This is a genomic window from Rhodococcus sp. EPR-134 (genome assembly GCF_001647205.1).
GTDB lineage: Bacteria > Actinomycetota > Actinomycetes > Mycobacteriales > Mycobacteriaceae > Rhodococcus_F > Rhodococcus_F qingshengii.
On the sequence record NZ_LVCT01000667.1, the window covers coordinates 1 to 13,560 of the forward strand.

Below are 13,560 nucleotides of genomic sequence, written 5' to 3' on the forward strand. Positions count from 1 at the left end.
TTCTGCGGTCTGGCAACGCACCGGGCACTGTGCGGTTTGCTCTCTGCGAAGGCCGGCGTACCGGTGATCTCCGTGCGCTACCGCCAGCTGCCGGAAGGTTCCATCGGCACCTCCGTCAAGGACGCAATGGCCGCGTACACCGCGTTGCTCGAGACAGCCGAAGACCCGAACAAGATTGTGGTTGCCGGTGACTCGGCGGGCGGATACCTGGCCATGAAGGTCGCCGAAATTGCCGCGCTGCGCGGAATCACGCGGCCCGCTGCCGTGGTGGGATATTCCCCTCTTCTCAACGTGAACCTCGAGGACCATGATCCCGATTTCATGAAACGTGATGCCTACCTACCGATGTCACAGGTGGAAAAGCTCAAGGACCGGTGGCTCGAGGGGCCGGACGAGATTCCTGGTGCGCAGTCGCCGATCAACGCCGACGCCAGTCTGATTCCGCCGTCGTTCCTGGTGTCCGCCGAATACGAACTGATGCGTCCGGACGTCGAGATCATGACCGAAAACTTGATCAAGGCAGGACAAGCCGTCGAAACGCACATCTGGAGTGGGCAGATCCATGCTTTCCCGGTGATCGGGAAAGCTCTTCGGGAGGGGAAGGCGATCGTCGATCTCACGATCAAGTTCCTCGAGCGAACGATGGCCTCGCAGAACCAGATCAGCGCCTGACGCTGCTTTTCAGCCGATCGATGTGAGTGTTGCGTAGTCGTCGTTGTCGAGAACGCCGTCGACGACTGCGCGAACTTCCGAGGCATGCAACGTGATCGATCCGCCGTGATTGTCGAGGAAGGCTGTGTCTGCGGCATCTCGGCCGGTCGAGATGCGCACAAGATTGCTGCGCGGCGCCAACTGCGTTGCATCGACCACGCGCCAGACGTGGTCGATATTGGCTTCGACTACGGCGTGAAAATCCATCGGATCGCAGCCCGGCGCGTAGACGGCCACCAGTCGAGCGGGAATCCCCACGGCGCGCAGCAGTGAGATGGTCAGGTGCGAGTAGTCGCGGCACACTCCGGCGCCGGCGAGCAAGGTGTCTACCGCACTGTCGGTGCCGCGACTGGTGCCGGGAACATAACTCAAATGTGTACTCACCCAGCGAGTGACTTCGAGGAGGAGTTCGGCCGGGGGAGTGGCGAGATCGAATTGCCCGGCGACAAAACCGAAGAACTTGTCGGCCTCGGCATACCGGCTGGGGCGCAGATATTTCGACACGTCGTAGTCGCTGACCGACAACGGTTCTGCGCGGCCGATGACGGTTGCGTCGTAGCTGACAATCAGTTTGCCTGGGGCACAGTCGAGTAGGTGGATCCGGGTACCGTGTTCGGCGGTGATCTCGCGGGGTTCGAGCGGATTGCCGTCATGGACGAACGACATCGTTTCCAGCAGTTCGACACCCGGCGCGCGCGTCACCGCGATCTTGAACTCCCGGTTGGTCGCCTCGTCGATCTCGATGTCGAGCAGGGCGGCGACGGTACGTTTCATCGGGCCATCTTTACACCGAATACGGACACCCACCACCTGGGAGGATTGTGACGTGCGATCAGGCTTCGGGATAGTCGACGTCGACGCCGCTGCTGAGGTCGCTGCACTCCACCAACTCGACCCCGTGTTCGCGTAGGTAGGTGTTGGCGCCGCCGTCCCCGGTGAGTGACTTTGCAAGCGTCGGCCAGTGGTCGCGTCCGATCAGGACGGGATGGCCGGGACGGCCGTGAAAGACAGCTCTTCGCAGTATGTTTCGTGATGGGGAGCTGTGACCCACGATCCGCGTCACGGTGTCGGCGTTGAGGTCCGGGACGTCGACCAGAGAGATCGCTGCCGCATCTGCGTCGTCGATTCGCATGGCGGCCTCGAGTCCGCAGCGCAGTGACGCGCTCATTCCGTGTTGCCAATCCGATATCACCACAATGACATCGGTGGTGGGCAGTAGTTCGAGGGCGTCCTCTGCCTGCGCGCCGAGGACCACGATGACCGGTGAGAGGCCTGCGGACTGCAGTGTCGTCACCCCGTGGTGGAGCCAAGACTGACCCTCGGTGTTTGTGACGAGCGCTTTGGGTTTGCCCATGCGGGATCCGGCCCCGGCCGCCAGCAGGATCCCGCACGTAGACATGACTATGCTCCGGTGACCCGCGGACGCAGCCACTCGATCAGATCGTTCAGAACTTCTTCCTGCTCAGGCTCGTTGAAGATCTCGTGGTACAGGCCGTCGTACACCTTCAAGGTGACATCCGAAGAGCCGGCCAGATCTGCGACGAGCTTGCTGCCGGCCGGGTCCGTCAAACGGTCGTCCGAGCCGTGTTGAAGCAGTACGGGAATGGTGAGCGAGGGCAGGCGCGCCGGGAAGCCTTCCGCGGCGGTGATCATGCCGCGCGCGATACCGGCGGGAACCTTGCCGTGGTGAACCAGCGGGTCGGCGTTGTACTTGTCGACGACCTTCTGATCACGCGATACGGCAGCAGCTTCCAGGTTCTCGACGGGCACGTCCGGGAGGTATTTGCCGACGATCTTGCCCAACTGCATCACGATCTTCGGAGTGCCGGTTGCGATGATCACCGCAGGTCCGGACAGGGCGAGGGCTTTGAGATCGGCCTGATGGTCGAGGGCGTAGGAAAGGGCGATCGCGCCGCCCATGCTGTGCCCGAGCAGGAACTTGTCCTTGCCGGGATGTGCCGCCGTCACGATCGAGAACAACGTGTGGACGTCGTCGGTGAAGTCGGAGAATTCCTTGAGGTGAACGCGCTTGCCGCCAGAGCGTCCGTGCCCGCGATGGTCGGGTGCATACACGATGAGCCCGAGTTCCCCGAGCCGCGCAGCAACATGGTCGTAGCGCCTCGCGTGTTCGCCGAGTCCGTGGCACAGGACGAGAACCCCGGTGGGTTCGCGGTCCGGTGTCCACACGTCGTAGACGATCTTGGCACCGGCGACTCCGGTGAACGACGACTCTTCGTGCTGCATTGTTGCGCCCTCTCTGCGACCGGTTCCGGTACGCGGATTCTCACATGCTATTCGCCCGGTGGGCAGGGCGCGGGTGTTCAGGGTGTGAGGTCGTCGAGGAAACTTCGACACTTGTTTGTTACGGCTGGTTACATTAACTTAGGGGCGTGACCGGGCAAACCGTTGATCGTTCCGACCCTGTTCCCGCCACCCGCTCGCGCCGATTGTGGCGACCCGCGGTTCGGGCTTTGCTGGACGGCGCGCTACCGCTGATCGACAAGCGAATGGCGGAATCGGTACGCCCGTTCGATCGGCCCGAGATGCTGCGTCCGCACCTGGCTTCGCGGAAGTTTGCGTGGACGCACTACGGGATCTTCGTTCCCCGGCTGCCAGGGCCTTTCCGTTACCTCAACACCATGACGTTGATCGGTGCAACCGGGACGGTGGTGTTCGACAACGACTATCTCGCTGCACCCGACGCGCGAAACACCGCAACCGTGCTGAGTTCCACCGCAGCGCCGGGCCATCACTTCTACCGGGCGTACGACGCTGCCGATGAGTGTGCGTTCGAAGAAGATGGTTCGCGAATCGCCTTCGGTGACAACCTGATCATCGAGAACAGCTATCCGAACTTCCGAGTCACCGGGCGATACGACTCATTCGACGTCGATCTCGAGATCGTGGCAACGGACCAAGCGTCGTGGTTCGTGCGTAATCCCGTCTACGACCACGTCAGTCTGCTGGCACAGTGCTCCGGAACAATTGCGAGTCCGGATGGACCGGTGAGTATTTCGGCTCCGTGCACCGTCGAGTACGCGCGGTGCATGACACCGCAATCGTTGACTCGCCGCGCGCTTCCCGAGTCGTGGAAGCTCCCGGCCGACTTTTTCACCTACCAGATCGTTCAACTGGACGACCGGCATCAGTTGTTGCTCACCGATGTTCGAGCGTCAGGGGTTTCGGCGTGCAAGCTCGCCTACATTCGGACTGTCGACGGTAGTGCGAAGGTCTTCGACGACGTCGAGTTCGACGTGCTCGAGTACGCCGACGCATTGCACGTCGACCCACAGGGTCGCGAGATGCGTGTGCCGCGCGTACTGCGTTGGCAGGTGCGCGATCACGGCAGGACGGTCGTGGAGTTCGAGGCGGAGATCGACTCGGAGTGGCGCTACGGTCACGGCAAGGGATACGTCGGCGCGTACACCTACCGGGGAAGCTTCGACGGTGCGTCGATCAACGGTACCGGTTACATCGAATGGGTGGACTGCGAAGTGTAAGGCCCCTAGGGTGTATCGGTGCCTTTCGTAGACCCCGCCGCGCTGACGATTCGTCCGCAGAAGATCCTTGTCGCGGGGACTTCCGGTGCCGGAAAGACGACTCTCGCCGGTCGAATCGGGCGGCTTCTCGAGATCGAACACACTGAGCTGGACTCGCTGTTCCACGGGCCCGACTGGATTCCGCTCGACAGTTTCGAAACCGAAGTACGACGCTTTTCCAGCGAGCCGGCCTGGGTGACCGAGTGGCAGTACGGTGCGGTGCGTGAGCTTCTGGCCGAGCGTGCGGACCTGATGCTGTGGTTGGATCTGCCTCGGCGGACGGTGATGCGCCAGGTGATCACACGAACCGTGCGTCGGCGATTGCAGCGAGAGGTGTTGTGGAATCGCAACATGGAGCCGCCACTGCACACCATTCTGTTCGATCCGGATCACGTGGTGCGCTGGGCCTGGCGAAGCGACGGACGCAACGTCGGGCGTATGGCCACGGTCCTTGTCGATGTGCCGTCGTTGCCGATAGTTAGGCTTCGCAGTCGAGAAGAGATCGAGGCTGTGCTCGAAGTCCTCGGCCGTCTGCCCTCAGATCGTCTGAGCTAGGCGAAATCCCAAGTCGTCGATAGCAAATGTCGGGTGGCTTCGCCTCCTTACGGTAGCGCCGCAACCGCGCTCACTTTCGGCCCAACTGCCGCCGCGGAAGATCCGGTACGTGCCGTAAACCTCGGGGTCGTAGAGATCCCAGCACCATTCCCAGACATTGCCGATCATGTCGTACAGGCCCCAGTTGTTGGGTGTCTTGGTTCCGACGGGATGCGCTCTACCCTCTGAATTGTCGCTGTACCAGGCAATCTCGTCGATCTCGCCGTAGCGGTAGCCGGAGGTGCCGGCCTTGCATGCGTACTGCCACTCGGCCTCGGTGGCGAGCCGGTAGCCAGTTGCGCCGCGGTCCCACTGCGGAGAATCGGTGTCGACGTCTCGATATGCGGGTGTCAGACCGTCCGCGACCGAAAGTGTGTTGCAGGTTGCGATGGCGTCCTTCCATGAAAGGTCGACCGCTGGTTTGCTCGAATCGTCCGACGAATCTCCGTGAAGCAGCGCCCTGGTGGTGAGATGGCGTGCGAGGCGGAAGGATTCGACTTTCGAGGTCCACGCAGTACCTTTGCGGTCGTCCCGAAGGTGCACCTGGCCGGCAGGGATCTCGATCATCAACTCTGCTGCTCCGGTCATTCGTTCATCATCGCAGAGGTTGTCGCTCACCCGGGGAGACGCTCGAACGCAGCTTGTGGATCAAGGCCGGTGCGCATGCGCCATGCGGTCAGCGCAAGCCCGAGGCAGACCACCTGTGCCGGATCGTCGAGGGAAACACCCATCAGCTTCTCGATACGCGTGAGCCGTGCATAAAGCGACTGACGCCGAATGCCGAGGAAATCCGCGGTTCTCGCCTTGCCGCCCCGATGTGCGAGGTACGCGTCGAGCGTTCGGACGAGATCGGCGGAATGTGCTGTGTCGTATGCGATCAGCGAACCGAGTTGCTCGGTTACGAACACGGACAGCGAAGCGGGTGTCGTTCCGGCGGCGAGCAGTCGTTGGACGCCGACGTCCCTCGCGAGGATCACTCCGGTCCGGGAGCCGAAGCGCCGCGCGATCTGGACGACTTCGCGAGCTTGCGCGACCGCAGCCCCGACGCCCGACAGATCCGCGACCGGCGTCGCCACTCCGAGCGTGCGTACCGCGGAACCGCCCGGCCCGCGGCGTAGCAGCTCGTCGGCTTCGGTGAACGCAGTCCGCACTCGAGCGGGGGATGCGGACGCCCACCCGTGCGCGAGCACGATGACGTGATTGGCCGCAGTCCCGACGACACAGGAGCCGAGCACGGCCCGCACGGCGTCGCGTACTTGGTCAGCGAGCTCTCGAACCGGGGTTTGCCGATCGATGTCGACAGCGGCGACGAGGACGTGGTGCCCCTCCGACAACGGCGTCCACCCGGCCGCTGTCAGTCGCTCGGACAAGTCGCCGTGCGATGTGAGCACACCGCCCACCACGTCGGTGATCACCGATTGGGCGAGTGACTGTCTTGGGCCGAGATCGCCGTGACGGCCGAGTTCCAGAGCTACCGCGACGGCGGCGCAGTTTGCGACGGCGGTTCGGCGTGTGGTTGCCGGCCCGCACAGGACAAGTCGACCGAGTGAGTTCGTCGGGCCGCGTACGTCGTGGATAGTGCGTTCGGTCTCGGATCGCTCTGCGCCGGTTGTGCTGCGCTCGACGGTTCTGCCATCCGCGTCGAGCAGATCGACGCCGCACCCCGCGAGTCGTGACACCTTGTCGAGCAGCGCAGTCATGCCCTGGCCTGCAACCACGAGACTCAGAAGTTCTTGCCAGACAGGCTCGCCCGCTTGCGCCGAACCGAGAGTGCGGCGGAGCATGAGGTCGTGAAAGTCTTCGACCATCCGCTCGAAGGGCACTACTGCGTGCAGGGCCAAGAACGCGAGTCCCCGTCGGCGCGAAGCTTCGACGAGTTCGGGAGGGGCCGTGAGGAACGAGCGCCCGACTTCCATCGCGAGTGCGACGCATCCCGCGTCCGCCAATTGGTCGATGTAGGCGGTGAGCTGCTCGGGAGATCGCCCGTGCAGACCGAGGCCCGTGGTCAGAAGGACCTCACCTCCGGACAGCAGCCCACCCATTTCGTACACCTCGGACGAATGGACCCAGCGGACCACCGCGGTATCGACGTCGCCCGCGAGCACCTCGATTGCGGCGGCCTTGAACGAGGGCATCGCAAGAACTTGTCGCAGAGTCGGGAGCATTTCTATATCGTCCGCCGAGGGGGCACTTCGTCATAGAGCTAGTTCTGCCGAACTGACAGGTTGTCCCTTGTCGGGCTGTTACCACCGTGGTCGGATTGTGACACGAGCCACAATCGACGATTTTGGTCAGACTCCAGGAGCGCACATGAATCATCCGGCACACACCGATGAGTATTTTCTCGGACTTGCGATCGAACAGGCGAAGATCGGTTGGGAGGAGGGCGGCGTGCCGATCGGCGCGGCGCTGATTCACCGGGGCGAGGTTCTCGCAGTCGGACGTAACCGTCGGGTCCAGATGAACAGCGCCATCCGTCATGGCGAGACCGACTGCATCGAGCGCGCCGGACGACTGCCGGCCTCGGTGTATCGCGAGTGTGTCCTCTACACGACTTTGTCGCCGTGCTTCATGTGCGCCGGAACGGCTCGCCTGTACGAGATCCCTCGAATCGTGGTCGGCGAAAATCGTTCCTTCGAGGCATCGGAGGAATGGTTGCGCAGCAGCGGAATTCAGGTCGACGTCGTCGACGACGCGGAGTGTGTGGCACTGATGGACCGCATGCTGGCCGAGCGCGCGAGCCTGTGGCTCGAAGACATCGGCGAAGTTGTATGAGCAGCGCCGTCGAACCTGCCACGGTCGCAGGCGATTCGGAGAGCGCAGGCCACCCGATCGATCCAGACTATCCCGTCACTCCGGTTCCGCTTCATGCACGTAAGCCGTTCTTCTCGCTCGCGGTCGTGTTGTTGGGGTTCACCATCTTCACGCCGACGATGTTGGCCGGAGCAGCGCTCGGTACCGCGTTCTCGTTCTGGAAACTGATGGTGGTGATCGCCGCCGGATCCGCCATCTTGGGGGTCTACGTCGCCATGATGGGGTTCGTCGGAGCCCGAACCGGACTGACTACAGTTGTGATGGCGCGCTACAGTTTCGGCACTCGCGGGTCCAAGCTCGCTTCGATCCTGCTGGGCGGTACTCAGATCGGCTGGTACGGAGTCATCATCGGCACGATCGGTGATCTCACCGCGCAGGCATTGGGCTGGGAGTCCTATCTCGCGCGGGCGTCGGTGATGATCGCGGCGAGCATCTTGATGTGCGTCACCGCCTGCTACGGCTACCGCGGAATGTACTGGGTTTCGCTCGTCTCGACGCCCTTGATCCTGGCGTTGGCCTGCTGGGTCGTGTTCCGGTCCCTCGAAGAGGTCGGTGGATTCTCCGGCCTGGTCTCGGTTCAACCGCAGACGACCATGACGATCGCGCTCGCAATCACCACTGTCGTCGGCACGTTCGTATCGGCGGGAACGCAAGCGCCCAACTGGACCAGATTTGCTCGCTCCGGATCACAAGCGGTGTGGGCCTGCGTTATCGGGTTCCTCCTCGGAAACGGATTGATGATCCTGTTCGGCGCCATCGGAGCCATCACGTTCCACGAGGGTGACTTCGTGTTGATCCTCTACAACCTCGGGCTTGTCGGCTGGGGCCTGGTCTTGCTGTTCGGAAACCTCTGGAAGAGCAACGCAGACACCGCATACGCCTTCGGAGTGGCCGGTGCCGAACTGTTCAGAAAGCCTCGCAAGACCCCGTTCGTCATCGGTGGATGTGTGATCGGCACGGCGCTCGCTCTGACCGGTGTGCACAACCATCTGGTCGACTACCTGAGTCTGCTCGGAACTTTCATCCCGCCATTGGGCGGCGTGATCATCGCTGACTTCCTGTGCCGGTGGCGGCGAGGCATACCCGAGGGGTACACCCCGCAGCCGGTCCACTGGCGAAACCTAACCGTCTATGCCGTCGCAGCGTTCCTCGCTTGGCTTTCCGGTGAGTTCGAGGTGGGAATCCCGCCGCTGATCGGCATCGTCGTAGCAATTGCTCTGACGATGTTCCTGCACCGGGTGTTTGGCAACAGCTCGGCAGATCGGGAGGTCTCGACCTCCACCGTCTGAATCGTGCTTCAGGCACCAGCGAGCCCCCGGCGGTATCGACCGCGCCGGGGGCTCGCGTACTTGATGGAAAGGGCAGACGCTTCGGTCTCAACCGTCATCGCAGAACAGGCAGGTACGGCGCCTCGATTCCCTGCTCTTCGAACGCAGTCAGCGCCGAGCGCGCAAATGCGCGCTGGACTGCCCATTGGCGCCCAGGCTTGACCTGCGCCGTCACTCGAATGGTAATTGCCTCGGCAGTAACCGAATTGACTCCCAGCATCTCCGGCTTGTCGATCATGTCCGCCCTGATCGGTTCGGACTCCGCCGCCTCGAGGACAGCTCGCGTCGCCACCTCACACGCTTTGTGCACGTTCGCATTGTGGGCGATCGGGAGATCGAGAACTGCAGTGGCGTAACCCTGACTCATGTTGCCCACTCGCAGGATTTCGCCGTTGCGGCAATACCACAAGGTGCCGTTGACATCTCGAATCGTGGTGACGCGCAGGCCCACTGTTTCGACGGTGCCGACCGCGTCGCCGAGATCAACGACGTCGCCGACACCGTACTGATCCTCGAGCAACATGAAGATGCCGGAGAGGAAGTCACGCACCAGGTTTTGTGCACCGAAACCGATGGCAAGGCCGATGACTCCGGCGGATGCGATGAACGGCGCGACGTTGATCCCGAGGATGCCGAGAATCTGCAGCACACACCAGACCAGGATGACGATGGACACTGTCGATTTGAGTACCGAACCGATGGTCCGGGCTCGCTGCGATCTGCGCTCGTTCACCTTGGCGTTCGGAGACTTGCGAGGCTTCGACATTCGATCGATCCCGCGGTGCAGTGCGAAGCGCAGAACGACTGCGAGTGCCACGTAGATCGCGATCTCGACGGGTCGGTGAATCAACCAGTCTCGGTTGGTATCGGTCAGTTCCCATGCTTGTATTTCGGAAATCATCTCCATGCAGTCTACGGATTCGGGCCGATCCGGGCATCGGTGCAGGGCAGCACCTCGTTGATGCCAGAGATACGCGGTTCACTCAGTTGTGCTCTATAGCTGTGAGTGCCAGCCTGCGGGTGGTGCTGGTGGAGGGCTCTGTGAAGCTTGCACTGAGCCGTGTTGCTGAGCCGCGGCGGATCGCGGTGTGGGCGTGGCGCGCATGCGAGCCGAAAGTGCCACAGCAAGTGCTGCTATCGCAGTCACCAACGCGATGACGGCGATGATGAGAACGGGAATGTTCAATGGGGCTTCCACGACTACCGGGGTTGGTTGGAAGACTTCCTGGGCCAGTAGATCCGTGAATGCCGACAGTCTCGGTGTCATGTATTCCCCCCTGTGAGTAATTGTTGTTCCACCTGGCCATATTTCGGGCAATTCGCGGGCACGGCAAGAGTCCATTCGGATGACACGTCGGTGGTGCTTGTCAGCCCGGGCTAGGCTTACGCCATGGCTGCGTTCACTGGCATACCCGTTGCTGCACTCGACTTCTACGAAGACTTGGAGGCCGACAACAGCAAGACCTGGTGGGCAGCGCACAAGGAGACGTACGACGAAGTGGTTCGTCGTCCGATGGCGTCGTTGACCGCGGCGTTGGAGGACGAATTCGGCACGGCCAAGCTCTTTCGGCCGTATCGTGACGTTCGATTCTCGAAGGACAAGATCCCGTACAAGACGCACCAGGGAGCGTTCGTCGGTCTCGCCGAGAGCTGTGGCTACTACGTGCAGATCGACGCGGCAGGGTTGATGGTGGCCGGTGGTTTCTACGCCAGCAGTTCGGAGACCATCGCGCGTTATCGTGCGGCTGTCGACGACGACGTTCGAGGGCCGGAGCTCGAGAAGATCCTGGCCTCCGTCGAGAAGGCCGGATTCACGATCGGCGGCGACAAGCTCAAGACGGCGCCTCGCGGATACACGGTCGATCACCCGCGGATCGAATTGCTGCGTCACAAGTCGCTGACTGCTGGTCGTAGTTACCCAAGCCCGTCGTGGCTGGACAGCGCCAGGACATTGAAGGAAGTTCGCACAGCGTGGCGCGCACTGACGCCTTTGGTCGAATGGTCCGGACAGGTGCTCGGACCGAACTGACCGTCCGACAGAAAAGTGTGACGTAGCCGTAGGAGAGTTCACCTCGAGTTCATCAAAACTCGAGACGCCTGGGGCTAGCGTGGTGTGTGTAACCGAAAGTTTCGGCCCCGCTTCGAGTCGCAGCGCCGCAGTTCGAAGCCATTTTCTCTCGATCGACATCGTGAACAACCCGTGTCAGTGGAGACCATCATGGCTATGTTTCTCGCTCTCGTCCTGATCATCTCGGTCCTCGGAATCGTCGGCACCTACCTCGCGTTCAGTGCGGTCTACTTCGTCGAGATGCGCAAACTCGACAAGTAAGGGGTGCGAATTGGCCTGATTCGACTATTTCTGGGCCGATCGCGACGACCCTCCCTGCGTACGCTGTTAGGGCATCCTTATCCGCTCGCAACAGTGGATGATTCATTTCTTTTGGAGGTTCGACACGCATGCCCGCTCAATCCACGCTCTTGCTTCCCGAGGGCTACTCCGACAACCGCCTCGTTTCGGACCTCACACGTCGGCAGTTCGGCTTCGGTGCCGGAATCGCCGGGCTGGGCGCGTTCCTGGCGGCCTGCGGTGACAGCGGGAGCAGTTCGGGTGAAACCGAAATGCGTTCTGTGACGACACCTCTCGGAACGTACGACATTCCTGTCAATCCGAAGAGGGTTGTCGCGATCGACTCGCGGCTCGATCTGGAACCTGCTGTAGCGCTGGAACTTCCGCTCGTCGGCTACACGTACGCCCAGGCGACACCGTGGGTGCCTATCGATTCGTCGGTACCGTTCCTGTCGGAGATCCCCAACCGCGAGCAGATCTTGGCGCTCGAGCCCGACCTGATCGTGTGCCTGAACTACGAGAGCGAGTGGTGGCCGGTGGCCGAGATGTCCACCATCGCACCGGTTCTGACGACAGAGTTCACCGACGACTGGCGCACAAACCTCTCGCGGTTGTCGGGCTGGCTCGGTCGAACGGCCACACTCGATCGATTGACGCTCGACTACGACAATCTGATTTCCGACATCCGCAGTCGTCATGCCGAGAAGATTGCGTCCAAGACCGTCGCCAGTGTCTCGTTCATGCCGGACACGAACACGCTGTACGTCACGAGCATCCGTACCTCCGAGAAGGGCGACAAGCCCAGCGACATGACGCTCGGCGACATCGGTGGCAAAACCGCCACCTCGGAGGGGCTCGATCCCGAGGGCGGCGTCAGCCTCGAAGGCCTCGACGTGCTGGCCGGCGTCGACGGCTTCATGATCACCGAGAACGAGGACAGTGCCGCGTACCAGGCATTGGTGGCGAGCAAGCTGTGGCAGCGACTCCCGGCAGTGCAGGCGGGCAACGTCACCAGTCTGGGTGGCTCTACGTTCTACGGTTCGATCTACACGATTTCGTACGTGGCACAGGGTTGGGATGCCCTGTACAACAAGATCAGCTGAAGCCTCTGCCGACCGGACCGATGAGTTTCGGTAACGCGGGCGGTCTAATCAGGTAGGCATTGACCAGACCTGAGGAGATCGACGTGCAAACAGAGCAATCCCCAGCGGTAGTGCAATCCCGCGACGGTACGACCATCGCATACGAACGCTCCGGTGCCGGACCAGCAGTGGTCCTGGTCGCCGGAGCGTTCTGCGACCGCGGATGGTTCGATTCCCTGGCTGCAGAGTTGGCGGCGGACTTCACGGTGTACTCGTACGACAGGCGCGGACGCGGGGACAGCGGTGACAGTCGCGCGTTCTCGATCGACGCCGAGGTGGAGGACTTGCGGGCGGTCGTCGCTGCCACCGGTGAAACACCGCTCGTTTACGGATTGTCGTCGGGTGCCGCGCTGGCTTTGGAGGCCGCTGCGCAGGCCGTTCCGATGCGTAAGCTCGCCGTCTACGAGGCGCCGTACATGGACGACGACCAGCGTGACGAGACTGCCCAAAGTGACCTGGAGCGATTGATTGCGGGCGGCGACAGGGAAGGTGCTGTGACGCGTTTTCTGGATCTGACCGGTGCATCCGCGGAGATGGTCGACGAGATCAAGCGGAGTGCCGATTGGCCCGACATGTGCGCCATCGCGCACACCTTGCCTTACGACGTCGCTGTGTGTGATCACGGCTGTCAGTCGCTCGACTGGCTTGCCTCCATTACCGTCCCCACGTTGGTCATGTACGGCGGTGACAGTGGTCAATGGGCACCTGCCTCGGCGACGAGAATCGCTGCAAAAGTCTCGGGGACAAAGACTTTGGAGATCCCCGGTCAGGGCCACGGCGTCGCCGACGACGCTATTGTCCCGGCTCTGCGTGAATTCTTTTCCGGCTGAGCACTGGGCGGCGAAGACGATCGTCAACCTAGGGTTGACGCTTTCGATTGCGTCAACCTAGGGTTGACGCATGAGCAAACCAGTGGAAATGACCAACAAGGTTCGACTCGACGACCTCATCGACGCGATCAAGAAGGTGCACACCGATGCTCTCGACCAACTCTCCGACGCCGTGATTGCCGCTGATCATCTCGGTGAAGTTGCAGATCACCTGATCGGTCACTTCGTCGACCAGGCGCGCAGGTCGGGAGCGTC

At 62.1% G+C, this 13,560-nt stretch carries 15 protein-coding genes and 1 pseudogene; 9 read left to right on the forward strand and 7 right to left on the reverse strand.

Features of this window, described 5'->3' with window-relative positions; all coding sequences use genetic code 11:
- Positions 1-672, forward strand: a 672-nt coding sequence (locus A2J01_RS28795) for an alpha/beta hydrolase (RefSeq protein ID WP_064114101.1), incomplete at its 5' end; no start/stop codon positions are given.
- 9 nt (positions 673-681) lie between these two features.
- Here the strand turns inward: A2J01_RS28795 and A2J01_RS28800 are convergent.
- From A2J01_RS28800 to A2J01_RS28810, 3 genes are read right to left on the reverse strand one after another with little or no spacing between them, the layout of a single operon-like run.
- The gene (locus A2J01_RS28800; RefSeq protein ID WP_064114102.1) at positions 682-1,485 is read right to left on the reverse strand and encodes a transglutaminase-like domain-containing protein; all 804 of its coding nucleotides are present in this window, start codon (positions 1,483-1,485) and stop codon (positions 682-684) included.
- A gap of 58 nt (positions 1,486-1,543) precedes the next feature.
- Entirely contained in the window at positions 1,544-2,110 is a 567-nt protein-coding gene (locus tag A2J01_RS28805) for a nucleotidyltransferase family protein (RefSeq protein ID WP_037128704.1), read from the reverse strand.
- 2 nt (positions 2,111-2,112) lie between these two features.
- Complete coding sequence (locus A2J01_RS28810; protein ID WP_064114103.1) at positions 2,113-2,955, reverse strand: alpha/beta hydrolase; 843 nt, start codon at positions 2,953-2,955, stop codon at positions 2,113-2,115.
- A 146-nt stretch (positions 2,956-3,101) separates the two neighbouring features.
- Here A2J01_RS28810 and A2J01_RS28815 point away from each other — a divergent pair, with 146 nt between their 5' ends.
- Entirely contained in the window at positions 3,102-4,211 is a 1,110-nt protein-coding gene (locus A2J01_RS28815; protein WP_064114104.1) for a DUF6670 family protein, read from the forward strand.
- An 18-nt stretch (positions 4,212-4,229) separates the two neighbouring features.
- Positions 4,230-4,805, forward strand: a complete 576-nt coding sequence (locus tag A2J01_RS28820; protein WP_064114105.1) for a hypothetical protein — start codon at positions 4,230-4,232, stop codon at positions 4,803-4,805.
- Here the strand turns inward: A2J01_RS28820 and A2J01_RS28825 are convergent.
- Both A2J01_RS28825 and A2J01_RS28830 read right to left on the reverse strand, forming a co-directional pair.
- On the reverse strand, positions 4,788-5,432 hold the full coding sequence (locus A2J01_RS28825; RefSeq protein ID WP_179090786.1) for a formylglycine-generating enzyme family protein: 645 nt from the start codon (positions 5,430-5,432) through the stop codon (positions 4,788-4,790). The genes A2J01_RS28820 and A2J01_RS28825 overlap by 18 nt on opposite strands.
- Positions 5,433-5,458: 26 nt before the next feature.
- Entirely contained in the window at positions 5,459-6,979 is a 1,521-nt protein-coding gene (locus A2J01_RS28830; RefSeq protein WP_231916016.1) for a PucR family transcriptional regulator, read from the reverse strand.
- 175 nt (positions 6,980-7,154) lie between these two features.
- Between A2J01_RS28830 and A2J01_RS28835 the strand changes: the two genes are divergently transcribed.
- The gene (locus A2J01_RS28835) at positions 7,155-7,619 is read left to right on the forward strand and encodes a nucleoside deaminase (protein ID WP_064114107.1); all 465 of its coding nucleotides are present in this window, start codon (positions 7,155-7,157) and stop codon (positions 7,617-7,619) included.
- On the forward strand, positions 7,616-8,947 hold the full coding sequence (gene codB, locus A2J01_RS28840; protein WP_064114108.1) for a cytosine permease: 1,332 nt from the start codon (positions 7,616-7,618) through the stop codon (positions 8,945-8,947). Before A2J01_RS28835 ends, codB begins: the two co-directional genes overlap by 4 nt.
- A gap of 94 nt (positions 8,948-9,041) precedes the next feature.
- On the opposite strand, the gene A2J01_RS28845 is transcribed toward codB, so the two are convergent.
- Together A2J01_RS28845 and A2J01_RS36100 are read right to left on the reverse strand one after the other, a co-directional pair.
- On the reverse strand, positions 9,042-9,893 hold the full coding sequence (locus tag A2J01_RS28845) for a mechanosensitive ion channel family protein (protein ID WP_007729990.1): 852 nt from the start codon (positions 9,891-9,893) through the stop codon (positions 9,042-9,044).
- Between the two features lie 87 nt (positions 9,894-9,980).
- Complete coding sequence (locus A2J01_RS36100) at positions 9,981-10,253, reverse strand: hypothetical protein (RefSeq protein ID WP_156519441.1); 273 nt, start codon at positions 10,251-10,253, stop codon at positions 9,981-9,983.
- Between the two features lie 123 nt (positions 10,254-10,376).
- On the opposite strand from A2J01_RS36100, the gene A2J01_RS28850 reads away from it, so the two are divergent.
- The 4 genes and pseudogenes from A2J01_RS28850 to A2J01_RS28865 form a co-directional block, all read left to right on the forward strand.
- The gene (locus A2J01_RS28850; protein WP_003939783.1) at positions 10,377-11,015 is read left to right on the forward strand and encodes a DUF2461 domain-containing protein; all 639 of its coding nucleotides are present in this window, start codon (positions 10,377-10,379) and stop codon (positions 11,013-11,015) included.
- Between the two features lie 428 nt (positions 11,016-11,443).
- Positions 11,444-12,436 carry an ABC transporter substrate-binding protein gene (locus tag A2J01_RS28855; RefSeq protein WP_007729992.1) on the forward strand — a complete coding sequence of 331 codons (993 nt, stop codon included), beginning with the start codon at positions 11,444-11,446 and terminating at the stop codon, positions 12,434-12,436.
- 83 nt (positions 12,437-12,519) lie between these two features.
- Complete coding sequence (locus A2J01_RS28860) at positions 12,520-13,305, forward strand: alpha/beta fold hydrolase (protein WP_042447011.1); 786 nt, start codon at positions 12,520-12,522, stop codon at positions 13,303-13,305.
- Positions 13,306-13,375: 70 nt separating this feature from the next.
- A pseudogene (locus tag A2J01_RS28865) lies at positions 13,376-13,560 on the forward strand (Clp protease N-terminal domain-containing protein); the annotation flags it as partial.

What these genes read in the sequence shown, in the direction of transcription:
- A2J01_RS28800 (WP_064114102.1), bottom strand. Translation starts at nt 1,485, where the DNA reads ATGAAACGTACCGTCGCCGCCCTGCTCGACATCGAGATCGACGAGGCG.
- A2J01_RS28805 (WP_037128704.1), bottom strand. Translation starts at nt 2,110, where the DNA reads ATGTCTACGTGCGGGATCCTGCTGGCGGCCGGGGCCGGATCCCGCATG.
- A2J01_RS28810 (WP_064114103.1), bottom strand. Translation starts at nt 2,955, where the DNA reads ATGCAGCACGAAGAGTCGTCGTTCACCGGAGTCGCCGGTGCCAAGATC.
- A2J01_RS28825 (WP_179090786.1), bottom strand. Translation starts at nt 5,432, where the DNA reads ATGACCGGAGCAGCAGAGTTGATGATCGAGATCCCTGCCGGCCAGGTG.
- A2J01_RS28830 (WP_231916016.1), bottom strand. Translation starts at nt 6,979, where the DNA reads ATGCCCTCGTTCAAGGCCGCCGCAATCGAGGTGCTCGCGGGCGACGTC.
- A2J01_RS28835 (WP_064114107.1), top strand. Translation starts at nt 7,155, where the DNA reads ATGAATCATCCGGCACACACCGATGAGTATTTTCTCGGACTTGCGATC.
- codB (WP_064114108.1), top strand. Translation starts at nt 7,616, where the DNA reads ATGAGCAGCGCCGTCGAACCTGCCACGGTCGCAGGCGATTCGGAGAGC.
- A2J01_RS28845 (WP_007729990.1), bottom strand. Translation starts at nt 9,893, where the DNA reads ATGGAGATGATTTCCGAAATACAAGCATGGGAACTGACCGATACCAAC.
- A2J01_RS36100 (WP_156519441.1), bottom strand. Translation starts at nt 10,253, where the DNA reads ATGACACCGAGACTGTCGGCATTCACGGATCTACTGGCCCAGGAAGTC.
- A2J01_RS28850 (WP_003939783.1), top strand. Translation starts at nt 10,377, where the DNA reads ATGGCTGCGTTCACTGGCATACCCGTTGCTGCACTCGACTTCTACGAA.
- A2J01_RS28855 (WP_007729992.1), top strand. Translation starts at nt 11,444, where the DNA reads ATGCCCGCTCAATCCACGCTCTTGCTTCCCGAGGGCTACTCCGACAAC.